This window comes from Streptomyces sp. NPDC033165, assembly GCF_055577965.1.
Genome location: NZ_JBVIPK010000021.1, coordinates 34,157 through 56,794 on the forward strand (window position 1 = coordinate 34,157; position 22,638 = coordinate 56,794).

Here is a 22,638-nt window from a genome sequence, read left to right on the forward strand (position 1 = left end):
TCCCAGAGGCCCCAGAGGCCCCAGAGGCCCCAGAGCCCCCGGGGGCCTGGGAACTTCCGCGGCCAGGTCCGGCGGCCCCTGTCCCCGCGGGGTCGCCGGAGCCCCTCACAGCTCCTTCGCCGGCCAGTCCAGCAGGCGCGCGCCGATCACCGCCGTCTGCAAGCTGTAGCGGTGCACCGGGTCCGCGGGGTCGGAACCGGTCAGCTGGTGGATGCGCTCCAGGCGGTACGTCAGCGCCCGGACGCTCAGCGCCAGTCGGCGGGCCGTCTCGGCGGCCACACAGCCCGCGTCGAAGTACACCGCCAACGTGTTCAGCAACGGCTCCGCGCCGCCCCGCGCGTTCTCCAGCGGGCCCAGCTCACTGCGCACCAGATCCGCCATCGCCTGCCGGTCCCGGGTCAGCACCGGGTAGACCAGGAGGTCCGAGGTGTACAGCACGGGGTCCGTCATGCCCATCCGGTCCGCCAGGTCCAGCGCTTCGAGCGCTTCGTCGTACGAGTGGACCACCCCACCGGGACCCTTGTGCGGGCGGCCGATCGCGACCCGGCCGCCGTCCGTCGCCGCATGCGACTGCTTGGCGAAGTAGCGCAGGACGTCGGGCTGGCTGCCCGGGGCGATACAGACGATCCGGCCGTCCTTCGTCGTCAGCAGGATCTTGCGCCCGCTGAACCGCGCGAGGAGCGCCGCCTCCACCCTGCGCGGCACCACGTCCGTCTCCGTGTACGCCTCCGGGCCCGTGGCCACCGCGACCGCGTGCGCCCGGGAAAGCCGCAGGCCGAAGCGGGTGGCCCGCTCGGCGAGTCGGGCCAAGTCGCTGCGCCCGTACAGCAGGTCGTCGATGAACTCGCGGCGCGCCGCCTCCTCCCGGCGCACCGTCAGCCGCTGCGCCCGCTCGAAGCCCTCGGCGAACGCATCGACCGCTTGTTCCACCGCGGCCAGCACGGCGTCCGTCACGGCAGGGGAGTTTCCGGCAGCGGCGCTCGGCCAGGCAACGCGCGTATGCGCCAGATGCATCGCCACCAACGCCCTCAGCTGATGCCCCGCATCCGCCGCTTCCCGGCCCAGCGCCCGGCGCGTTTCCAGCTCTTCGCGCGTCAGTCGACGGCCGGTGGTGGCCACTTCGCCCAGAATGTGGGCATAGTTGCCCAGCATTTCCTCGGGAATCCTCGGCTCGGCCACGCACACTCCTTCAGCCTTGCAACAGTCCTGTCGTTTCCCCAACGCACAGGGGGCGATGCCGGTGCCCGGCATCAGGGAAGCATAAAGATTGCCGGAACCCGGCAATGCGTTGGGCGGCCCGAGGATGACAGGATCAGGTCAGCAACACCACGGGGGAAACACACGGGGGAGCACGGGGGAAACGGGGAACGGGGGAAGCCAGGAGCCCCCCTCGGACAGTCCAACGGGGGATTCGACGGGGGAACCTGAGGGGAACGACCCGGTCGCTGCGGCATGTTTCAGGCAGCGCCGCAGCGTCCGGGCCCCACCCCCTCCCACCGACTGCCGGCCGCTCGCCGCACACCGCCCCCGTGCCGAATCACGGACGCGCAGCGCCTCAAGGCCCGCGCGCAGAACCGCTAGGGGGCGGGACCGATGGACGAGTTCCTGAGCGCGGCACTCGGATTCCCCGCCGTCATCTTCGGTGCCGCTCTGATCGTCGTCATCTTCTTCTGGCTGCTGGTGCTGGCCGGGGCCGCGGGCCACGACTCCTTCGACGCGGACCTCGACACCGGTCCGGTCGGCTTGGGCGGGGTCCCGGTCTCCGTCTCGGTCTCCCTGCTCGTCCTCTTCTCCTGGTTCGGCAGCCTCACCGGTACGGTCCTGCTGCACCACAGCGGGACCGGCGGCGCAGCCCGGGCCGTGCTCGCCGTCGCCGTACTCGCCGGGTCGCTGATCGTCTCCTGGGCGGCCGTCCGCCTCCTCGTACACCGCTTCCGCCGGTTCTTCCCGGCGGAACCTCCGCCATCGCGGCTCGACTTCGTCGGGAGCGTCTGCACGATCCGTACCGGTTCCGTCACCGCGGACTTCGGCCAGGCCGAGGTCACGTCGAGGGACGGATCGACGGCCGTCGTACAGGTCCGCCTGGCCGGCCCGCCGCGTCGGCTTCCCGGTCCGAGCGCCGAGGACGCGCTGCTCGTCAAGGGCGGCACCGGGCTCCTCTACGCGTACGACGAGGAGGGCGAGTTCTTCTGGGTCTCGCCCTACGACGCGGCGCTCGACCCGGGTCCGAACGCGAGACCGCACGGGTCACCGGACAGGGCGAACGGCTGACCCCGGCCGGGGCGTCCCCGGCCCCGACCACATCGCCGTACCGCTCCGCCGCACGGCGTCCTTCGCCCTGTCCGGTGACCGGCCGCAGGTGCTCCGTCGCAGGTGGACGGTCACACCTGACCGCTCGCAGGTGACCCGTCGCCGGCAGGCCCCTCCTCAAGCCACTTCCGTACCAACCAGCCGCCAAGGACTCTCTATGGATGCCATCTCTCTGGGCATCGGCGTGATGATCGCCGTTGTCCTGCTCATCGTCATCGCCATCGCCTTCGTCGTCACCCGGCTGTTCCGGAAGGTCGAGCAGGGCAAGGCGCTGATCATCTCCAAGACCAAGAAGGTCGACGTCACCTTCACCGGTGCCGTCGTCCTTCCGGTGCTGCACAAGGCCGAGACGATGGACATCTCGGTGAAGACGATCGAGATCCGCCGCGCCGGCCGCGAGGGCCTGATCTGCCAGGACAACATCCGCGCCGACATCCAGATCACCTTCTTCGTCCGGGTCAACAAGACCGTCGAGGACGTCATCAAGGTCGCGCAGGCCATCGGTACGGAACGGGCCAGCGACAAGGACGCCATCCAGCAGTTCTTCTCCGCGAAGTTCTCCGAGGCCCTCAAGACCGTCGGCAAGCAGCTCGACTTCGTCGACCTGTACACCAAGCGCGAGGAGTTCCGGGACCGGATCATCCGGGTCATCGGGACCGACCTGAACGGCTACCACCTCGATGACGCCGCCATCGACTTCCTGGAGCAGACCCCGATGGCGCAGCTCGACGGCGCCAACATCCTCGACGCCCAGGGCATCCGGAAGATCACCGAGCTGACGGCGATCGAGCACGTGCGCACCAACGAGTTCCAGCGCACCGAGCAGAAGGAGATCACCCGGCAGGACGTCGACGCCCGGGAGACCATCCTGGAGCTGGAGCGCCGGCAGGCCGAGGCGGAGATCAAGCAGCGTCGCGAGGTCGAGAGCCTGCGGGCCCGCGAGGAGTCGGCCACCGCGCGGGTGCAGGAGGAGGAGCGGCTCGGCGCGCAGACCGCGTTCATCAGGACAGAGGAGCAGCTCGGCATCCAGCGCGAGAACCAGGCGCGTGAGATCGCCGTGGCGCAGAAGAACCGCGAGCGGGTCATCGCCGTCGAGAGCGAGCGCATCGAGAAGGACCGGATGCTGGAGGTCATCGGGCGCGAGCGCGAGACCGAGCTGAACCGGATCGCCGCCACGAAGGAGGTCGAGGCCGAGCGCCGCGAGGTCGCCGACGTCATCCGGGAGCGGATCGCGGTGGACCGTACGGTCGCCGAGCAGGAGGAGTCGATCCTCACCCTGCGCGCCGTCGAGGACGCCGAGCGCGCCCGCAAGTCGGTCATCATCGCCGCCGAGGCGGAGGCCCAGGAGAAGCTGGTCAAGGACATCAAGGCGGCCGAGGCGGCGGAAGCGGCCTCCACCCACCTGGCGGCCGAGCAGCTCACGCTCGCCGAGGCCCGGCTCAAGACCGCCGACCTCGACGCCCAGGCCAAGCTGCGGCTCGCGGAAGGTGTGCAGGCCGAGTCGGCCGCGCCCGGACTGGCCGCCGTCCAGGTCCGCGACGCGGAGGCGGAGGTCATCGAGAAGGCCGGTCTGGCGGAGGCCGAGGCCACGGCGGCCCGGCTCAAGGCCGAGGCGGAGGGCGCCCGGCTCAAGGCGCTCGCCAACGCCGAGGGCACCCAGGCCCAGGCGACCGCGGACGCGGCGGTCATCGGCGAGAAGCTGAAGGCGGAGGCCGCGGGGCTCACGGAGAAGGCGGCCGCGATGGCGGCGCTGGACGAGGCGTCCCGTACGCACGAGGAGTACCGTCTCCGGCTGGACGCGGAGAAGGAGATCCGGCTGGCCGGGCTGGACGTCCAGCGGCAGGTCGCCGAGGCGCAGGCGACGGTCCTCGCGACCGGGCTGGAGAACGCCGACATCGACATCGTCGGCGGCGACTCGGTCTTCTTCGACCGGCTGGTCTCCTCGGTCTCGCTCGGCAAGGGCGTGGACGGGTTCATGCAGAACTCGCAGACCGCGCAGGCACTGGCCGGCCCGTGGCTGGACGGGTCGTCCTCCTTCACGGACGACCTGACCCGGGTGCTGGGTTCGTTCTCCACGGGCGATGTGCAGAATCTGACGGTGTCGGCGCTGCTGATGCGGCTGATGGGGTCGTCGTCGGGGGCGGCGTCGGGGCAGGTGCAGCAGCTGCTGGCGGCGGCGAAGGACCTGGGTCTCGCCGATCTGCCGGTGTCGTCGCTGGCGAACGGTACGCCGGTGGCTCCGGCCGCCGATGCCGCCTCCCGCAACGGGGCCGGGGCGCTCGGGTAGCCGATCTCACCCTCGTCCGCGGTGGGCAGCCCCGCCGTGGGCGAGGGTTCCGTCCTCAGACGCCGGGCGGGCTGGATTCGCAGGAAGAAACACGTAGGGAGCCGTACGCATGGACAGCGACATCACCGCCACCGCCACCGCGCCCCAGGGCGGGGAGGGCGATGTGGATGCCGGTGCCTACGAGGTGCTGCGGCGAAGGCTCGGCGCGCAGGCCGCCGAGCTGGTCCGGCGGGCCGAGGCGCTGAACGTACGGCGGACCGAGGAGTTCGGTTCGACGGAGCTGCGGCTCCTGTCCACCGAGCGGGTACGCACCGGGCACCCCTCCGTCCCGCGTGACCTCATCGCCGTCGGCGGGCAGCTGCTCTTCGGGTTCGAGCGGGGGCCGGGGGCGCGCGGCGAGGCCGGGGTCGAGGACGTCCTCCTCGTACGGGACGCGAGGCCGGAAGAGCCGCAGGGGCCGGACGGGTCGCAGGGGCCGCAGGACGACGACGCGAGCGAGCCGCGCACCACGCTCCTCGACGACGACGGCTTCCGCCGCGAGTTCTCCTCGCTCCACCGCTACTTCCGTGACGCCCGCCTCCTGCGCCTGCGCCGCGTGGGCGGCAGGCTCCTCGCCGTGTTCCGTACGGGCGAGAACGCCGAGGACATCCGGGTCCTGCGGTGGGCCCTGGGGGCGGACGGGTCGCCCGGGGCCTTCCTCGACGCGCAGGGCGAGCGGGACCATGTCTTCCCTCCCTCGCACGACTTCGAGTGGACCGCGGCCGGGCGGGAGGCCCACGTACCCGGGCGCCACCCGCACATCGCCATCGGCAAGGGCGGCGGGCTCTACGTCGACACGCTCGGCGGGACGCTGACCGTCAAGGTCACCGACGACACCGAGTCGCCGGACGGGATCTACGAGGAGCCAGTCGACGAGCCCCTCCAGTCGCTGGCCGACGCGGACGTGGAGTACGCCGAGGTCGGGCCGCTGGTCCTGCTGCGGGTGCGCCCGTACAAGGAGACCGTCTGGCGCCACCTGGTCTTCAACTCGCTGCTCGGCACCGTCCAGCGGCTCGACGGCATAGGCCCCTCCTGCCACCGGCTCCCCGAGGACCAGGGGCTCATCTTCCCCGGCGGCTACTACCTCACCACCGGCACCGCGAAGACCTTCGACACCGCCGAGGAGCTGACCGATCCGGTCTTCGAGGGCGCGGTCCGCTCGCCCAACGGCGAGGACGTGCTGTACGCCTTCCGTTCCCGCGACGGCCTCCGCAGCCTCCTCCTCCCCTACAACCTGATCCGCCAGGAGGTCGCCACCCCGCTCACCGGGCGCGGGCACGCGCTCCTCGACGACGGCACGCTGATCCTGCTCCGGGACAACCCGGACGGTCCGGCGCGAGTGCACCCCTTGCAGCGCTGGCAGACCCCGTACGTCTCCGACACCTACGCCGCGTCCCGGCCCGCCGGGACCGGTCCGCTCGCCCGGACCGGCAACGCCGACCTGGTGCGCGGCATCTCCGACTGTCTCGCGCTGGCCCACGGCGTACGGGACATGGCGCCGACGACCGCCGTGTACGGGCAGCTCGCCGCCGACTGCGCCCGGGCCCAGGACCGCTACCACTGGCTCTCCGACCCCGAACTGGGCGCGCTCGGAGCTCCGTTGGCGGAGCTGCGGACCACGGCCCAGCAGGTGCTCTCCGAGTTCACCGCCGTACAGGAGCTGACCGGGCGGGCGGCCGACGCGCTGGAGGAGACCGCCGCACACATCACCGCACTGGTGCGCCGGGTGCGCGGCGAGGCGCCGGGGTCGGCGGCCGCGTGGGTGGAGCGGCTGACCGAGCTCCGGCAGGCACACGGGCATCTGTCGACGATCGGCGAGATGCGGTACGCCGATGCCGAACGGATCGCGGAGCTCTCGGCCCGGACCGAGGACGACATCGCGTCGGCCGCCCAGCGGGCCGTGTCCTTCCTGGCCCGCGAGGACGCGTTCGACGGGTACCACGAGGACATCGCGGGGCTCGTCGAGGACGCGGGTGCGCTGGAGACCGTCCGGGACGCCTCGGCGGTGACGGACCGGCTGTCCGCGATGACGGAGGGGCTGGCCACCGTCACGGACGTGGTGGCCGGGCTGGAGATCGGCGACGCCACCGTGCGCACGTCGATCCTGGAGCGGATCGCGGAGGTGCTGGGCGGGGCCAACCGGGCCCGTGCCACGCTGGACGCGCGCCGCCGGGAGCTGCTGTCGAAGGAGGGGCGGGCCGAGTTCGCCGCCGAGTTCGCGCTGCTCGGGCAGGCGGTGACGGGGGCGCTGGCCGCCGCCGACACCCCAGAGACATGCGATGACCAACTGGCACGCCTGCTGCTCCAGTTGGAGAACCTGGAGTCGCGGTTCGCGGAGTTCGACGACTTCCTCGCCGAGCTGGCCGAGCGCCGCACCGAGGTGTACGAGGCGTTCTCGGCGCGCAAGCAGACCCTCCAGGACGAGCGGGCGCGGCGTGCCGAGCGGCTGGCCGGGTCGGCGGAACGCGTGCTGGACACCATCGCCCGGCGGGTGGCCGCGCTGGCGGACCTCGACGCCGTCCACACCTACTTCGCCTCCGACCCGATGGTCGCCAAGGTCCGCCGGACCGCCGGAGAACTGCGTGAACTGGGCGACCCCGTAAGGGCGGAGGAGCTGGACGGGCGGCTGAAGGCGGCCCGCCAGGAGGCGGGCCGCGCCCTGCGCGACCGCACCGAGCTGTACGCGGACGGCGGTTCCGTGATCAAGCTGGGCCGCCACCGGTTCGCGGTGAACACCCAGCCGTTCGACCTGACGCTGGTGCCTGCCGGCGAGAGCCTCGCCTTCGCGCTGACCGGGACGGACTACCGGGCCCCGGTCACCGACCCGGCGTTCGCCGCGACCCGCCCGCACTGGGAGCAGCTGCTCCCCTCGGAGAACGCCTCCGTCTACCGCGCCGAACACCTGGCCGCCCGGCTGCTCGACGAGCACGGGGCCGGGCACCTCGCATCGCTCGACGGCACCGAACTGTCCCGCCTGGTGCGGGAGTCGGCCGCCGAGGCGTATGACGAGGGGTACACGCGCGGTGTCCACGACGAGGACGCCACCGCGGTCCTGGGCGCGCTGCTGCGCCTGCACGGGGGCGCGGGGCTGCTGCGCCACCGGCCTGCCGTGCGCGCGACCGCCCAGCTGTTCTGGGCGTACGGCGTGGAAGCGGAGCAGCGCACGGCCTGGACGCGGCGGGCGGTCTCGCTGGCCCGCGCCCGCGACACCTTCGGCCTGGCCCCGGCCATCGGCGCGCTCCAGGAGGAGTGGGCGGCGGCGATCTCGGGCTCCCCCGCCGCGTCCGGCGCGGCACGGCCCGGGGCGGTCGCCGCGTACCTCTTCGAGGAGCTGACGAGCGGGCCTGCCGGGTTCGTGCGGTCCGCCGCGAGCCGGGCGTTCCTCGACGGGTTCCACCGGGCGGCCGGCCCCGACGTGTACGCGGAGGACCTGGCGGCCCTGGGCGACGACCTGGCCGCCCGCCGCCAGCTCGTGGAGGGCTGGCTCGCCCCGTACGCGGAGGCCACCGACGCCGGGCTCGGGGACGGCGACCTGGCGGAGGCCGTGGCGGTGGAGCTCTGTCCGGAGCTGGAGCGGTACGCGTGCGACGCGCCGCTCACGGAGCGGGTGGAGGGCCTCCTGGGCGACCACCCGCGCATCGCGGGCGGCACCCTCACCGTACGGATCGACGAACTCCTTGCCCGTACCGCCGAGTTCCGCACCGACACCGTGCCCGGCTACCGCACGTACCAGCGGCTGCGCACCTCTCTGGTGACCGCCGAGCGCGGGCGACTGCGGCTGGACGACCACCGGCCGCGTGTGATGTCGGCGTTCGTCCGCAACCGGCTGCTCGACGAGGTCTACCTGCCGCTGATCGGCGACAGCCTGGCCAAGCAGCTCGGCACCGCCGACGCCGACCGGCGCACGGACTCGCAGGGCCTGCTGCTGCTCGTCTCGCCGCCGGGCTACGGCAAGACGACGCTGATGGAGTACGTCGCGGACCGGCTCGGGATGGTCCTCGTCAAGATCAGCGGCCCGAACCTGGGCCACGGCGTCACCTCCCTCGACCCCGCCCAGGCTCCGAGCGCCACCGCCCGTCAGGAGATCGAGAAGATCAACTTTGCGCTTGAGGCGGGCAACAACACACTCCTCTACCTCGACGACATCCAGCACACCTCTCCCGAACTGCTCCAGAAGTTCATCCCGCTGTGCGACGCCACCCGCCGCATCGAGGGCGTACGGGACGGCGAGCCGCGCAGCTACGACCTGCGGGGCAAGCGGTTCGCGGTGTGCATGGCGGGCAACCCGTACACGGAGTCCGGCGAGCAGTTCCGCATCCCCGACATGCTGGCCAACCGGGCCGACGTGTGGAACCTCGGCGAGGTGCTCAGCGGCCGCGAGGACGTCTTCGCGCTGAGCTTCGTGGAGAACGCGCTGACCGCCAACCCCGTCCTCGCCCCGCTGGCCGCCCGCTCCCGGGACGACCTGGCGCTGCTGGTGCGGCTGGCGGGCGGCAGCGACCCGACGGCCCGTGCGGAGCACCTGGAACACCCTTACAGCGCTGCCGAGCTGGACGGCATCCTGGCCGTGCTGCGCCATCTGCTCACCGCCCGGGACACCGTCCTCGCGGTGAACGCGGCGTACATCGCCTCGGCCGCGCAGACGGACGCCACGCGCACCGAGCCGCCGTTCCGGCTCCAGGGCTCGTACCGCAACATGAACAAGATCGCGGAGCGGATCGTCCCCGTCATGAACGACGCCGAGCTGTCCGCCGTCATCGACGACCACTACGCGGGCGAGGCCCAGACGCTCACCACCGGGGCCGAGGCGAACCTCCTCAAGCTGGCCGCCCTGCGCGGAACGCTCACCGCCGAACAGGCCGAGCGGTGGGCCGCGATCACCGCGTCCTACGTCCGTACGCAGGCGCTCGGCGGCCCCGACGGCGACCCGATGACCCGGGCCGTGGCGGCACTCGGACTGCTCGCGGACCGGATCGCGGCGGTGGAGACCGCGATCCAGCGGGCGGCGGACCCCCGGCATCTGCCGGCGGGCCCGGTGAACGACCAGCCCGTCTCCCCGAATCACCGTGCGAAGATCACCAGGAGTCCGCGCTGATCAGGAAGACTGAGCAGCAGGCCTGAGCAGGCGGAGTCGGCGGAACGGCGCAGAGAGCTACCGGGACGACCGAGGACGACCGAGTCGAAAGGACCACGGCATGCTGGGTTTCGTGCCCCCACCTCCTCAGCCGCCGACCACTCCGCCGTCCTCCGGCCACATGATCGTCTGCGGGGACGACGCCCTGGCCCGGCGGCTCGCGGTGGAGCTGCGTTACGTCTACGGGGAGCGGGTCACCCTGCTCCTTCCCCCGGGCCGTGACGCGAACAGCCCCGCGACCCCGTTGACCCAACGGGGGCGCGCGGCCGCCCTGTTCGGCCGGATGTCGGCGGCGATGAACCGCACGGGCAACGGCAACGGCTCAGGCGGCAGCGGTGACACGAACGCCGGGGTCGAGGCCGTCCGCATCATGGAGGCGCCCGAAGCCTCCGACGACGTCCTGGAGGAGGCGGGCGTCGACCGGGCGGCCGCCCTCGCGCTCGTCTACGACGACGACGAGCGCAACATCCGGGCCGCCCTGACCGCCCGCCGGCTCAACCCCCGTCTGCGGCTGGTGATCCGGCTCTACAACCGCAAGCTCGGGCTCCACCTGGAAGAGCTGCTCGACCAGGCGGCGGCCGTCGCCATGCCGGGCATCGACCCGGCGTTACTGGACGCCTCCACCACCGTCCTCTCCGACGCCGACACCGCGGCCCCCGCGCTCGCCGCCACCGCCCTCACCGGCAGCAGCAAGGTCATCCAGGCCGAGGGCCTGCTCCTGCGCGCCGCCGAACGCACCCCGCCCCGCCCCGGCGAGACGGCCGACCCGGGCCTGTGCACCCTCGCCCTGCTCTCCTCCACCACCAACGACCCGGCAGGCTCGGAAGGTTCCGACAGCAGCGGGGACGAAGGTCCGCGACTGCTTCCCGACGAAGCTGCCGTGGCCGCCGCGACCGGCCGGGGCACGATCGTCCTCGAAGCGATCAGCCGGGCCGACCCGGACCGCCCCGCGACCCGGATGGGCGGCCGGGGCGCCCCGCTCTCCCAGGTCTTCTCGCGCAGGCTGCGCTGGTCGGCCCTCGGCGTCGCGGCCGCCGCGCTCGCCCTGGTGATCGCCTCGCTCCTGACCACCGAGGACTCCGCGATCCACTCCACCTACCTGACCCTGCTCGACCTGCTGGGCATGAACGACCCGGCGGAGGACGCACCGGCGGCCCGGCAGATCATCCAGCTCCTGTCCGGCGTCGCCGGGCTCCTCCTGCTCCCGCTGCTGATCGCCGCCGTCCTGGAGGCCTTCGGCACCCTGCGCACCGCCTCCTCGCTGCGCCGCCCACCGCGCGGACTGTCGGGTCACGTGGTGCTGCTGGGGCTCGGGAAGATCGGTACGCGCGTTCTCGTACGCCTCCGTGAGCTGGACATTCCGGTGGTCGTCGTCGAGGAGGACCCGGCGGCCCGCGGCATCCCCCTGGCCCGTTCCATGCACGTACCGACCGTCATCGGAGACGTCACCCAGGAAGGCGTCCTCGAAGCGGCCAAGATCCGCCGCGCCCGCGCCCTCCTCGCCCTCACCAGTATCGACACCACGAACCTGGAAGCGACCCTGTACGCGCGATCGGTGAAGCCGGACCTGAGGGTGGCACTGCGGCTGTACGACGACGAGTTCGCCACCGCCGTCTACCGCACCCTGCGCACCGCGCACCCCCAGGCCCTCACCCGCTCGCGCTCGGTGTCCCACCTCGCCGCCCCGTCGTTCGCGGGCGCCATGATGGGCCGCCAGATCCTGGGCGCAATCCCGGTCGAGCGCAAGGTGATGCTCTTCGCCGCCCTGGAGGTCGCGGGGCACCCGCAGTTGGAGGGCCGCACGGTCGAGGAGGCGTTCCGGCCGGGCGCCTGGCGGGTCCTGGCCATCGACGCGACCCCGCCCGCCGACCGCGCCCCCGACCTGGCCGCCCTCCCCCTGTACACGCCGGAGGGCGAAGCGGTGCAGCCCTCCTCCGGGCTGGTGTGGGACATGCACCCCGGGTACGTGCTGCGCGCCCAGGACCGGGTCGTGATCGCGGCGACCCGCCGGGGGCTGGCGGAACTCCTGCGCCGACAGCGGTCGATACAGCCGAGGCAGTAGGCCGTCGGCCCCTGCGCAGTCGCCGCGCAGGGGCCGTACGCGTGGTCCCTGTGCGGGCCGCTACCGGATCACCGGAACGTTCCCATGGCCTCGCGCACCTCCTCCAGGGTGGCTTCCGCGAGCGCGTCGGCCCGCTCGTTGCCGGCGCGCAGCACGGACCGTACGTACGCCGGATCGGCCGCGTACTCCGCCCGCCGGGCCCGGAAGGGGGCCAGGCGGCTGTTGACGGCGTCGGTCACCGTCCGCTTGAGAGCAGCCGCTCCGCCGTCGCCGATCTCCGCCGCGAGCTCGTGCGGGTCCCGCTCCAGGCAGAGGGCGGCCAGCAGGACGAGGGAGGAGACACCGGGGCGGCTGTCGGGGTCGTAGGTGATGCGCCGGTCGGCGTCCGTGGTCGCGCCCCTGATCAGGCGGGCCGTCTCGTCGGCGGTGGCTCCGAGGGGGATGGAGTTGGCCCGGCTCTTGCTCATCTTGGTGCCGTCGGTGCCCAGGAGGAGGGGCGCGGCGGACAGCAGGGCGTCCGGTTCCGGGAAGAGGTTCCCGTACCGCTCGTTGAAGCGGCGGGCGATCGTCCGGGTGAGTTCGAGGTGGGGCAGCTGGTCCTGGCCGACCGGGACCACGTTGCCCTTGCAGAAGAGGATGTCGGCGGCCTGGTGGGCCGGGTAGGTGTACATCAGCCCGCTGACCGCCGACTGCCGTGAGTGCGCGATCTCGTCCTTGACCGTGGGATTGCGGCCGAGCTCCGCGACGGAGACGAGGCTGAGGAAGGGCAGCAGGAGCTGGTTGAGCGCGGGGACGGCGCTGTGGTTGAAGACGGTGGACCGGGCGGGGTCGATGCCGAGGGCCAGGTAGTCCAGGAGCAGCCCGTCCGTGTACTCCCCCAGCCGCTCGGCGGTGTCCCGGTCGGTGAACACCTGGTAGTCGGCGATCAGAACGAACACGTCCACGCCGAGGTCCTGGAGGCGAACCCTGTTGCGCAGGGTGCCGAAGTAGTGGCCGAGGTGGAGGGGGCCGGTGGGTCGGTCGCCGGTGAGGACCCGGAAGCGGGCGGGGTCCTGGGCCAGCTGCTGTTCCAGCTCGGCGCTGCGGCGCTCGGCGGGGGCGGGGGCTGTGGCGGGTGCGGTGGCCGTGGTGGTGGTCGTCGTCATGGTGGGTGCCTCTCCTCGCGTGGGTGGATGCGTGGAGGACGGCCCCGCCGGTGCGCTTGGTGTCCGTGTCCGCGCCGTACGAAGGCGGAGAGCCGTACGAGGGCAGCGAAAAGGGCCGTCCTTGTCGAACGGCCCTGGTTCCGTGCAGATGCTGTGGCCGCTCCTAGGAGGAGCGCCACCAGTTTCGGCACAGGACGGAGGTCATGGCCCCCAGTGTACGGGGCGGGCTTCCGCGTACGCCTCTACTTCTGCGCGTGCTCGCCCACGGAGAAGAGGAGCCAGATGAAACCGGCGAACAGGTGCGTCGCGAAGACGTAGACGAAGACGCGCAGGAACACTCCGCGCGCCTTCCATTCCTCGTTGTCGTCGCTGTCCCTGCTGTCCTTCTCCCGCTCGTTCACCGTTCCAGGGTACGCGCGGGCCCGGAGGGGCCCCTGTCGCGCGGAATAGGACGGAAGGGGGCCCCGCCACAGGTTGCAGTTCAATGTTCAACCAAATCGGCCGGGGTCCCCGATCCACGACCGGGACTCAGGAAGGCGGACACCATGCAGTTCGGGATCTTCACCGTCGGGGACGTCACGACCGACGCGACCACCGGCCGGACTCCCACCGAGAACGAGCGGATCAAGGCCACCCTCGCCATCGCGCAGAAGGCCGAAGAAGTCGGCATGGACGTCTTCGCGACCGGCGAGCACCACAACCCGCCGTTCGTCCCGTCCTCCCCGACCACGACCCTCGGCCACATCGCCGCCCGCACCGAGAACCTGATCCTGTCCACCTCCACCACACTGATCACCACCAACGACCCTGTGAAGATCGCCGAGGACCACGCCACCCTCCAGCACCTCGCGGACGGCCGCGTCGACCTCATGACAGGAAAACGGTGTCCCTCTACAGGCGCCGGTACGCCCACTACGGCCATAGAACCGCCGAACAGGCCATCGTCGGACTCGGCGGCCAGGTGTTCATGCGCAAGAACTCGCAGGACGCGGTACGGGAGTTCCGCCCCTACTTCGACAACGCCCCTGTCTACGGCCACGGCCCGTCCCTGGAGGACTTCACCCGCGAGACCCCGCTGACCGTGGGCTCCCCGCAGGAGGTCATCGAGCGGACGCTGACGTTCCGGGACGCGGTGGGCGACTACCAGCGGCAGCTGTTCCTGATGGACCACGCGGGGCTGCCGCTGAAGACGGTCCTGGAGCAGCTCGACATCCTCGGCGAGGAGGTCGTACCCGTGCTGCGCAAGGAGTTCGCCAACCTGCGACCGGCCGGGGTACCGGAGACCGCACCCGTCCACCCGGCGGCAGCCGCCGCCCGATCCTTGGGAAAGGGGGCTTGACCTCCATGTTCGCCACCACACCCCTGCGCGTCGTCGCCGTCTCGGCCGGGCTGGGCCAGCCGTCCTCGACCCGGCTGCCGGCCGACCGGCTGGACGCCGCCACCCGCGAACAGCTCACGGCGGACCGGAACCGGGAGGACCGGGACGTCGAGGTCCGTGTCATCGAGCTGCGCGACCTCGCCGTGGACATCGCGAACCATATGGTCAGCGGGTTTCCGTCGGCCGGGCTGCGGGAGGCGATCGAGGCCGTGACGGAGGCCGACGGGCCGATCGCCGTCACGCCGGTGTTCACCGCCTCGTCCAGCGGTCTGTTCAAGTCCTTCTTCGACCTGATCGACAACACCTCGCTGACCGGCAAGCCCGTCGTGATCGCCGCAACGGGCGGTACGGCCCGGCACTCGCTGGTTCTGGAGCACGCACTGCGCCCCCTCTTCGCCTACCTGCGGGCCGTCACCGTACCGACGTCTACGCGGCCTCCGAGCACTGGGGCTCCTCCGGTGACGAGTACACCGAGGGCCTGCCGTCCCGGATCCGGCGCGCGGGCCGCGAGCTGGCCTCGGCGGTCCTGGGCCGTACGGTCTCCGGAGCCTCACGCGGACCGCGCCCGGACGCCGGGGAGGGGTACGACGGGGAGGACGCGGTCGTCCCCTTCGAGCGGCAGCTCGCGGACCTGCGACTGGGCGGACCTGCGACTGGGCTGAGGCAGCCCTTCGGAATTGTCCGTCTGACTACAGTGAAGGCAGACGCTGTACCGAGCCGGGACGACCGGAGTGAGCTGGAGGCAGGCATGGGCAGGATCGTCGTGGGCGTGGACGGCTCCGAGGAGTCGGTCAAGGCAGTGCACTGGGCCGTACGCCAGGCCGAGCTGACCGGTGACACCGTGGAGGCGGTGAACGCCTGGGAGTACCCCGCGACCAGCTGGGCCTCGATGATGCCGGGCATGCCGGAGGACTTCGATCCGCAGGCGGTGGCCAGCGTCTCGCTGACCGAGGCGCTGGAAGAGGCCCTCGGCGCGGAGGGAGCGGCCGCGGTCAGCAAGATCGTGGTCATCGGCAACCCGGCGCAGGTGCTGCTGGAGCGCGCGAAGGGCGCCCGTCTGCTCGTGGTGGGGGCCCGCGGCTACAGCGGCTTCAAGGCCGCCCTGCTCGGCTCGGTAAGCCTCACCGTCGCCCAGCACGCTCCATGCCCGGTGACGGTGGTACGCGACTGACCGCCGGACACCGCCAGGCTGTCGGCAGCCGCGCGGGTGCCGGGCGCCTTCCGGGTGCCGGGCGCCGTCCAAGTGCCGGGCGCCGTCCGGGTGCCGGGCAAAACGGGGAGCCGTTGTCAGTGGGTGCTCCTATCGTGTGGGCATGACCCCTGCTCTGTTCGGGCGCGACCACCCCGCAGGCATCCTTCGCTCGGAGATCGCCCGGGCGACGGACAGCCACGGCGGTCTCGTGCTGGTCACGGGCGAGGCCGGGATCGGCAAGACCACCCTCGTCACCGACGCCGCGCACGAGGCGCGGCGGCGCGGTGCGCTGGTGGTCGGCGGTTCGTGCTGGGACTCCGACAGCACCCCCGGCTACTGGCCCTGGGTGCAGGTGCTGCGCGCCCTGCGCCGGTCGGCAACAGCGACGGAGTGGTCAGCGGCCCAGGAGGCCTCGGACGGCCGGCTCGGTGTGCTGCTCGGCGACCCGGGGGCGGGGGCCCATGTCGGACACGGCCCGCACAGCGCCCACGGGGGCGCGGAGACCCGCGGTGAACACGGTGCACGCGGGGGCGCGGAAAGCCAGGGCTCCGGCTCCGCGGGTGGGCAGGAGAGTCCGACACACGGTTCCGCGGGCCCGCCCGAGAGTCCGACGCACGGTTCCGCCGCCGTGCACGGCCCGGAACCCGGTGCGGGCGCGGGAACCAGCCAGATCGCGGGGCTCGGTACGGGAGCGGGGCCCGGGCCAGGCACGGCCCTCGGACCCGGGACGGGCATCGGGCCCGGGACGGCCGTCGGCGCGGGTGCTGCGGAGGGCGTCGAGGCGTTCGGGCTGTTCGACGCGGTGACCACCGCCCTCGTCACGGTCTCCCAGAGCCGGCCGCTGGTGGTCGTCCTCGACGATCTGCACAGCGCCGACCCCGCCTCGCTACGGCTGCTCGAATTCGCCGCCCAGCACGCCTGGTTCGAGCGGCTGCTGCTGGTCGGCACCTACCGGGACGTCGAGGTGGACGCCCCCGGACACCCCCTCCAGCCACTCATCCTGCCGCTGGTCTCCCGCGCCTCGGCGACGCTCACCCTGACCGGCCTCGGCCGCGAGGAGGTGGGGGCGCTGATGACCGTGACGACGGGCCGCGAACCCACGCCCGAACTGGTCGACGAGGTCCACCGCCGGACCGGCGGCAACCCCTTCTTCGTCGAGCAGACCGCCCGGCTCTGGCACAGCGGAAGCCCCGTCTCCACCATCCCGCCCGGCGTGCGGGAGGCGGTCCGGCAGCGGCTCGCCCTCCTGCCGGAGCCGGTCGTCTCCCTGCTGACCACCGCCGCCGTGCTCGGCCGGGAGTTCCGCCGCCAGGTGCTGGCCGTGGTGCACGGGTCTCCGGCCCCCCACGTGGACCGGCTGCTGGAGTCGGCGGTCGTCGCCCGGGTCGTCGCCCCACGCCCGTCCGGGCAGTACGCCTTCGCCCACGACCTGCTGCGCGAGACGCTGTACGCCTCCCTGGGCGAGGCGGAGGCCCGCCGCCGTCACGCGAACGCCGTACGGGCCCTGGACGCCCACGGCGGCCTCGACGAGGCGGTACGGCCCGGCGACCTCGCCCGCCACGCCCACCTGGCGGGCGGTGAGCTGGACCGCGACCGCCGGATCGACCTGCTCCTGGCCGCCGCCCGGGACGCCTCTGGGCGGCTCGCCGACGAGGAGGCGCTCACCCACTACCGCCGCGCCCTCACGGTGGCGGACACGGCGGACGGTTCACTGGGCGGCTCGGCGGGCTCGGAGGCCGACGCGGCGGACACGGGCCCCGACCACCGGCGTACCGCGCTGATCTCCCTCGACCTCGCCGGGCAGCTCCGGCACGCCGGGGAGGAGGCCGAAGCGCAACGCCACCTGGACCGCGCGGTCGCCCTGGCCCGGCAGCTGGACGAACCGGAGCTGCTGGCCCGGGTGGCGATCACCCTCTACCGCGAAGGGGCCCTGGGCGGCCGCGAGGCCTCCACGAGGAGCCTCCTCGCCGAAGCGCACCACAGGATCACCGGCAAGGAGGGCCAGGAGGGCCTCTCCGACGACCGGCTCGCCCAGGAGCTGGCCATCCACATCATGGCGCTGGCCCGGAGCGGCTCGGACGACGAAGCGCTCGCCTTCTCCCTCTGGGCGCGCCACGACTCCGTCTGGGGCCTCGGCTCCGCGGTCGAGCGGCTCGGGCTGACCGACGAGATGACCGTCGTCGGCCGACGCACCCACCACCAGGACATGGAGCTCCACGCGACCTCCATGCGGTGGGTGGCCCTGCTGGAGCTGGGCGACCCAGCCTTCCTCGACCAGTTCCGCGCGTTCGTCCGGCTCGCCGAGCGGACCCAGCTGCCCCGGTTCGCCCTGGGCATCGCCGTGGACAGCAGTCTGATCGCCTCTCTGCAAGGCCGGTTCGCCGAGGCATCCACCGCCCTCGACGACGACGCGCTCGACCCCGAGAGCAACGACCATGTGGCCTTCGGCTTCATGGGGCATCACCTGCACTGGGCGCTGCACCTGCTCCAGGGGCACTTCGCCGAGGCCGAGGAGGTCCTCACCGAGCTTCCGGGCAGCGGGTATCCCTATCCCAGGCTGCTGGAGGCCGTCACCGCGGTGGAGCAGGGCGACGCGACGCCCGGCCTGCGCCTCGTCGCCGAGCACGAGGAACGCGCCGCTCCCTACCCGCGGGCGTTCATGCCGCTGTGGCTCAGGCTCCTCGCCCAGACGGCCGCGGCCACCGGCGACCCCCGCCTCATCGCCCGCGCGGAGGACGAGCTCACCCCCTACACGGGCCAGTGGGTCGTCTCGCTGTACGGCTGCGACATCGGCGGCCCCGTCGACCTCTGGCTCGGGGTGCTCGCCGCCGCCCGCGACGACCGGGACGCGGCAGTGGCGGCGCTCACCGAGGCCGCCGCCTCCTCGGACCGTCTCGGCGCCCGCCCCTGGGCCGTACGCGCCCGACTGCACCTGGCCCGCTCCCTGCTCGCCCGCGCGGACACGGCCGGTGCCCGTACGGGCAGCCCTGGCACGGAAAGCACGGGAGCGGGCGTCACCGGCACGGGCGACGCCAGGCAGTCACGGCGGCTGCTCACCGAAGTGGCGCGGGAAGCAACAGAGTTGGGCCTCGACCACCTGGCCTCCGAGGCCGCCGCCCTCCTCACACCCCCCACCGCCAACGTCCCCACCGCGCCCACAGCATCCATGGCCCTCGAACCCACCACCGCGCGAGCCCTGTTCAGCGGCCGGCTCCCGGCCGAGCCCCGCCCCCCGGAACTGGAGCCAGATTCAGAGGCAGGGGCAGGCGCAGGCGCGCAGGCGAAGGCCGGGACAGGACACGGAAACGAAGCGGGCCCCGGAGCCGACCCCGCAGCCAGAACCGGAGCGCGAGCGGGAGCAGGAGCGGGAACCGGAGCCAGTACCCGAGCCGGAGCGGGAGTCGGAGCCGAAACCGGAGCAACGCCCACCCCCGCCCCCGCTCCTCCCCAGTCCCAGTCCCACTCCCCCTCCCCGTCCCCGCCCGCTGCCGAGTTCCGGCGGAACGGGCCGGTGTGGCAGCTGCGTTGGGACGGGGTCACCGTGCATGTACCGGACGCCAAGGGCCTGCGCGACCTGCACAGCCTGCTGGGACAGCCCGGCGCCGACATCCCGGCCGTCCACCTGCTCGCGCCCGAGGGCGGGAGCCTCGTCGTCGCCGCCGGGCAGCTCGGCGGCGACCCGGTGCTCGACGAGGAAGCCAAGCGCCGGTACAAGGAACACCTGGCCCGGCTGGACGCCGAGATAGACCGAGCCGCGGCCCGGGACGACGCCCGGCTCGTCGAGAAGTACGACCGGGAACGTCAGGCCCTCCTCGACGAACTCCGCACCGCCGCCGGGCTCGGTGGCCGTGCCCGCCGCCTGGGTGACCAGACCGAGCGGGCCCGCAAGACGGTCACCGCCCGTATCCGCGACACCCTGCGCAAGCTGGACACCCTGCACCCCTCCCTGGCAGCCCACCTGAAGGCGTCCGTGACGACAGGAACCACCTGCGCCTACCGTCCCGACCAGGCCCCCCACTGGCAGTTGTAACCCCAGCCCACAACAGTCAGCCCCAGGCTGCCGGCTCCGGCCCCCGCTCTCCCCGCCCCGGGGCCCGTCGGTCGTCCCGTCCCGGCCCGCCCCCGCTACCGCACGACCACGTCGGCGACGACACACGCCACGTTGTCGGGCCCGCCCGCCGCGCGGGCCAGGGCGACCAGTCTGCGTACGGCCTCCTCCGGGTCGTCCGCCGCGATGACCGCCGCCCGCAGGTCTACCTCGTACCTCCTCGTACCGGGCGCCTTCCGCCCGGCCCCCACCGATGCTGGGGCTTCCCCCGTCGGGAAGGTCAAGGATGCACGGCGCCGGCCCGGCGACCACCGGTCACTTGCGGTTGTAGAGCCGCATCGTCACCGCGCCGAAGACCATCAGGAACACGGCGGACCAGCCCAGCGTCCAGGCGGCGTCCGCAGCGGGCCAGTTGCCCGCCATCAACTCACGCACCGCCGTGGCGAGGTGGGTGACCGGGCTGTTGTTCACGAAGGCCTGGAGCCAGCCCGGCATCGTCCTCGGATCGACGAAGACGTTGCTGAGGAACGTCAGCGGGAAGATCACCATCATGCTGACGCCCATGACCGACTTCTCGGTCCGCAGCAGCAGACCGAACATCGTCCAGATCCAGGAGAACGCGAACGAGAACACCACCAGCAGGCCGATCCCGGCGAGCACACCGAGTGCACCGCCCGCCGGACGGAAACCGATGATCATGCCGACGGTGAGCATCACCGCCGATGCCAGCAGATAGCGCAGGACGTCACCGAGCAGATAGCCGACCATCGGTGCGGGCCGCCAGATCGGCAGAGTGCGGAACCGGTCGAAGACGCCCTTGGCGATATCGGTGTTGACCGCGATGCCCGTGTACATCGTGATCATCACGACGCTCATCACCATGATGCCGGGCAGCAGGAACTGGATGTACTCCTCCGTGGAGCCGGCCAGGGCCCCTCCGAAGAGATACGTGTACATCAGGACCAGCATGATCGGGAAGGCCGTGACATCGAAGAGCTGTTCCGGCACATGCTTGATCTTCAGCACGGCACGCCAGCCGAAGGTCACCGATGCCGACAGTGCGCTGGGCCTCGGCGGGCGGTCGTGGCCCACCAGCAGCGCCGACAGGCGCTCCTGGTCCGGCTCGGCGAGGGGGATGTCTTCCAGCTCCGTCTTGGCGGTCGTGGTGCTCATGCCGCCGCTCCCTTCTTGTCCGTGAGTGCGAGGAAGACCTCGTCGAGGCTGGGCTGTCCCAGCGAGAAGTTGTCGACCGTGATGCCACAGCGGGCCAGCTCGGCGAGAGCCCGTCCGGCGTGCTCCGCCGCGCCCTGCTCGGTGCTGTGCCCATCGACCCGGGCGGTCAGTGCCACGGGGTCGGCGTCCAGCTGGACCACCGCGTTCAGCACGACAGCCAGGACCTGCTGGGCCTCGGCCCGCTGGGCGGCGTCACGCAGCCGCAGATGGACGGTGCCGGAGCCGACGGAGGCCTTGAGCTCGCCCTTGGTGCCCTCGGCGATGACCTTGCCGTGGTCGATCACCGCGATACGGGAGGCCAGTTGGTCGGCCTCGTCCAGATACTGGGTGGTCAGCAGAACCGTGGTGCCGTGGGCGACGACCGCCCGCACGATGTCCCAGACCTGGTTGCGGCTGCGGGGGTCGAGTCCGGTGGTCGGTTCGTCCAGGAACAGCACATCGGGGGTGTTCAGGATGGACGCGGCGATGTCGATGCGTCGCCGCATGCCTCCGGAGTAGTTCTTCACCTGCTTGCCCGCCGCCCCGCTCAGCCCGAACCCTTCGAGCAGCTGGGCCGCCCGGTCCCGGGCCGCGGGCTTCGAGTGCCCGAGGAGCCGGCCGAGCAGGATGAGGTTCTCCGCGCCGGTCAGATCCTCGTCCACCGAGGCGTACTGCCCGGTCAGACTGACCCGGCTGCGGACCGCGTCGGCGTCCTTCACCACGTCCTTGCCGAACACCCGGGCCGTTCCGCCGTCGGGGCGCAGCAAGGTCGCGAGCATACGGACGGTGGTGGTCTTCCCGGCGCCGTTGGGTCCGAGGACGCCGTAGACGGTGCCGGTCGGGACGGCGAGGTCGACGCCGTCCACAGCGCGGTTGTCGCCGAAGACCTTCACCAGCCCCGCCGTCTCGATGGCCAGTTCAGTGCTCATGATCCATTCCTTGTGGGTCGTCGGTGTGCGTCTGCGATGTGCGCCGGTCCGAGTGACTGCGGGGTGGTGGCCGTGGTCACGAGACGTAGGGGCGGGCGGCCCGTGCCTCGCGCAGCGCCCAGCCCCACCAGCCGAGCTGGTCGAGCATCAGTCCCACGGCCCGGTCCCGCCCGAAGTCCCCCGACCGCCCCTCCAGCGGCTGCTGGAGGAAGTCGAGCGCCACCCCGTTCCTCAGGGTCACCGTGTGCAGCTCCGTGAAAACCGAGCGCAGCTGCTCCACCGCATACAGCCCGGCGGAGCCGTGTCCATAGCTCACGAACGCGACCGGCTTGGTCTGCCACTCGTCGTAGGCGAAGTCGATGGCCTGCTTCAGGGAGGCGGGGAACGAGCGGTTGTACTCCGGGGTGATCACGACATAGGCCTCGGCCTCGGCGATCGCCTCGGTGAACTCCGTCATCTGGTCGGTGGCCCGCCCCGGGTAGTGCACGGGGAAGTCGAACTCGGCGAGATCCAGGACGGCGAGCTCCAGCTCCGTCCGGTCCCGGGCCCGCTCCATGAACCAACGACCGACCGCGTCGCCGATGCGCCCTTCGCGGGTGCTGCCGATGATCACCGCGACACGCAGCGGATCGCCGGTGCCCTCGATCCTGCCGTCACCGCTCCTGCTGTCCGTCATCACTCGCTCCTCCTCCTCCCGTTCCCCTCACCCTTTGGGCGCCAGACGGCGGGGGGGGGGGGGGGGGGGGGGGGGGGGGGGGGGGGGGGGGGGGGGGGGGGGGGGGGGGGGGGGGGGGGGGGGGGGGGGGAGGAGGGGGGGGGGGGGGGGGGGGGGGGGGGGGGGGGGGGGGGGGGGGGGGGGGGGGGGGGGGGGGGGGGGGGGGGGGGGGGGGGGGGGGGGGGGG

Annotated in this window: 13 protein-coding genes and 2 pseudogenes; 8 read left to right on the forward strand and 7 right to left on the reverse strand. The window is 72.5% G+C overall.

The features are described from left to right. Window positions 1-105: 105 nt before the first annotated feature. On the reverse strand, window positions 106-1,179 hold the full coding sequence (locus ACZ5WC_RS31570; protein ID WP_468544027.1) for a PucR family transcriptional regulator: 1,074 nt from the start codon (window positions 1,177-1,179) through the stop codon (window positions 106-108). 414 nt (window positions 1,180-1,593) lie between these two features. On the opposite strand from ACZ5WC_RS31570, the gene ACZ5WC_RS31575 reads away from it, so the two are divergent. The 4 genes from ACZ5WC_RS31575 (at window position 1,594) to ACZ5WC_RS31590 (ending at window position 11,832) form a co-directional block, all read left to right on the forward strand. Next, the gene (locus tag ACZ5WC_RS31575) at window positions 1,594-2,271 is read left to right on the forward strand and encodes a hypothetical protein (protein ID WP_468544028.1); all 678 of its coding nucleotides are present in this window, start codon (window positions 1,594-1,596) and stop codon (window positions 2,269-2,271) included. A gap of 196 nt (window positions 2,272-2,467) precedes the next feature. Further along, window positions 2,468-4,597: a flotillin family protein gene (locus ACZ5WC_RS31580; protein WP_468544029.1), complete on the forward strand. Its 2,130-nt coding sequence runs from the start codon at window positions 2,468-2,470 to the stop codon at window positions 4,595-4,597. 109 nt (window positions 4,598-4,706) lie between these two features. Beyond that, on the forward strand, window positions 4,707-9,731 hold the full coding sequence (locus ACZ5WC_RS31585) for a DNA repair ATPase (RefSeq protein ID WP_468544030.1): 5,025 nt from the start codon (window positions 4,707-4,709) through the stop codon (window positions 9,729-9,731). Window positions 9,732-9,831: 100 nt separating this feature from the next. Beyond that, window positions 9,832-11,832 (forward strand): NAD-binding protein, encoded by a 2,001-nt coding sequence (locus ACZ5WC_RS31590; RefSeq protein ID WP_468544031.1) that lies wholly within the window; start codon window positions 9,832-9,834, stop codon window positions 11,830-11,832. 68 nt (window positions 11,833-11,900) lie between these two features. Here the strand turns inward: ACZ5WC_RS31590 and trpS are convergent, their stop codons facing one another. Continuing rightward, complete coding sequence (trpS, locus tag ACZ5WC_RS31595) at window positions 11,901-12,977, reverse strand: tryptophan--tRNA ligase (RefSeq protein WP_468544032.1); 1,077 nt, start codon at window positions 12,975-12,977, stop codon at window positions 11,901-11,903. A 242-nt stretch (window positions 12,978-13,219) separates the two neighbouring features. Then, window positions 13,220-13,378, reverse strand: a complete 159-nt coding sequence (locus tag ACZ5WC_RS31600) for a DUF6126 family protein (protein ID WP_468544033.1) — start codon at window positions 13,376-13,378, stop codon at window positions 13,220-13,222. 144 nt (window positions 13,379-13,522) lie between these two features. Between ACZ5WC_RS31600 and ACZ5WC_RS31605 the strand changes: the two are divergent. From ACZ5WC_RS31605 to ACZ5WC_RS31620, 4 genes and pseudogenes are all read left to right on the forward strand, one after another. Continuing rightward, window positions 13,523-14,316 (forward strand): annotated as a pseudogene (locus ACZ5WC_RS31605) (LLM class flavin-dependent oxidoreductase). 5 nt (window positions 14,317-14,321) lie between these two features. Continuing rightward, window positions 14,322-14,998: pseudogene (locus ACZ5WC_RS31610) on the forward strand (FMN reductase); the annotation flags it as partial. Between the two features lie 105 nt (window positions 14,999-15,103). Next, window positions 15,104-15,526 (forward strand): universal stress protein, encoded by a 423-nt coding sequence (locus tag ACZ5WC_RS31615; RefSeq protein WP_468544037.1) that lies wholly within the window; start codon window positions 15,104-15,106, stop codon window positions 15,524-15,526. A gap of 142 nt (window positions 15,527-15,668) precedes the next feature. Next, window positions 15,669-19,577, forward strand: a complete 3,909-nt coding sequence (locus ACZ5WC_RS31620; protein WP_468544034.1) for an ATP-binding protein — start codon at window positions 15,669-15,671, stop codon at window positions 19,575-19,577. 95 nt (window positions 19,578-19,672) lie between these two features. Here ACZ5WC_RS31620 and ACZ5WC_RS31625 read toward each other — a convergent pair whose 3' ends face one another. The 4 genes from ACZ5WC_RS31625 to ACZ5WC_RS31640 all read right to left on the reverse strand — a co-directional run bounded on the left by ACZ5WC_RS31625 (window position 19,673) and on the right by ACZ5WC_RS31640 (window position 22,412). Beyond that, window positions 19,673-19,879, reverse strand: a complete 207-nt coding sequence (locus ACZ5WC_RS31625) for a hypothetical protein (protein ID WP_468544039.1) — start codon at window positions 19,877-19,879, stop codon at window positions 19,673-19,675. 31 nt (window positions 19,880-19,910) lie between these two features. Further along, window positions 19,911-20,768 (reverse strand): ABC transporter permease, encoded by an 858-nt coding sequence (locus ACZ5WC_RS31630; RefSeq protein ID WP_096632865.1) that lies wholly within the window; start codon window positions 20,766-20,768, stop codon window positions 19,911-19,913. After that, the gene (locus ACZ5WC_RS31635; RefSeq protein WP_468544035.1) at window positions 20,765-21,736 is read right to left on the reverse strand and encodes an ATP-binding cassette domain-containing protein; all 972 of its coding nucleotides are present in this window, start codon (window positions 21,734-21,736) and stop codon (window positions 20,765-20,767) included. Before ACZ5WC_RS31635 ends, ACZ5WC_RS31630 begins: the two co-directional genes overlap by 4 nt. Window positions 21,737-21,812: 76 nt before the next feature. Next, the gene (locus ACZ5WC_RS31640) at window positions 21,813-22,412 is read right to left on the reverse strand and encodes an NADPH-dependent FMN reductase (protein WP_468544036.1); all 600 of its coding nucleotides are present in this window, start codon (window positions 22,410-22,412) and stop codon (window positions 21,813-21,815) included. Window positions 22,413-22,638 lie beyond the last annotated feature (226 nt).

Bases quoted from the DNA above. Each gene is read 5' to 3' on its own strand.
- ACZ5WC_RS31590 (WP_468544031.1), top strand. From the start codon at position 9,832: ATGCTGGGTTTCGTGCCCCCACCTCCTCAGCCGCCGACCACTCCGCCG.
- ACZ5WC_RS31620 (WP_468544034.1), top strand. From the start codon at position 15,669: ATGACCCCTGCTCTGTTCGGGCGCGACCACCCCGCAGGCATCCTTCGC.
- ACZ5WC_RS31580 (WP_468544029.1), top strand. From the start codon at position 2,468: ATGGATGCCATCTCTCTGGGCATCGGCGTGATGATCGCCGTTGTCCTG.
- ACZ5WC_RS31575 (WP_468544028.1), top strand. From the start codon at position 1,594: ATGGACGAGTTCCTGAGCGCGGCACTCGGATTCCCCGCCGTCATCTTC.
- ACZ5WC_RS31640 (WP_468544036.1), bottom strand. From the start codon at position 22,412: ATGACGGACAGCAGGAGCGGTGACGGCAGGATCGAGGGCACCGGCGAT.
- ACZ5WC_RS31615 (WP_468544037.1), top strand. From the start codon at position 15,104: ATGGGCAGGATCGTCGTGGGCGTGGACGGCTCCGAGGAGTCGGTCAAG.
- trpS (WP_468544032.1), bottom strand. From the start codon at position 12,977: ATGACGACGACCACCACCACGGCCACCGCACCCGCCACAGCCCCCGCC.
- ACZ5WC_RS31585 (WP_468544030.1), top strand. From the start codon at position 4,707: ATGGACAGCGACATCACCGCCACCGCCACCGCGCCCCAGGGCGGGGAG.
- ACZ5WC_RS31630 (WP_096632865.1), bottom strand. From the start codon at position 20,768: ATGAGCACCACGACCGCCAAGACGGAGCTGGAAGACATCCCCCTCGCC.
- ACZ5WC_RS31635 (WP_468544035.1), bottom strand. From the start codon at position 21,736: ATGAGCACTGAACTGGCCATCGAGACGGCGGGGCTGGTGAAGGTCTTC.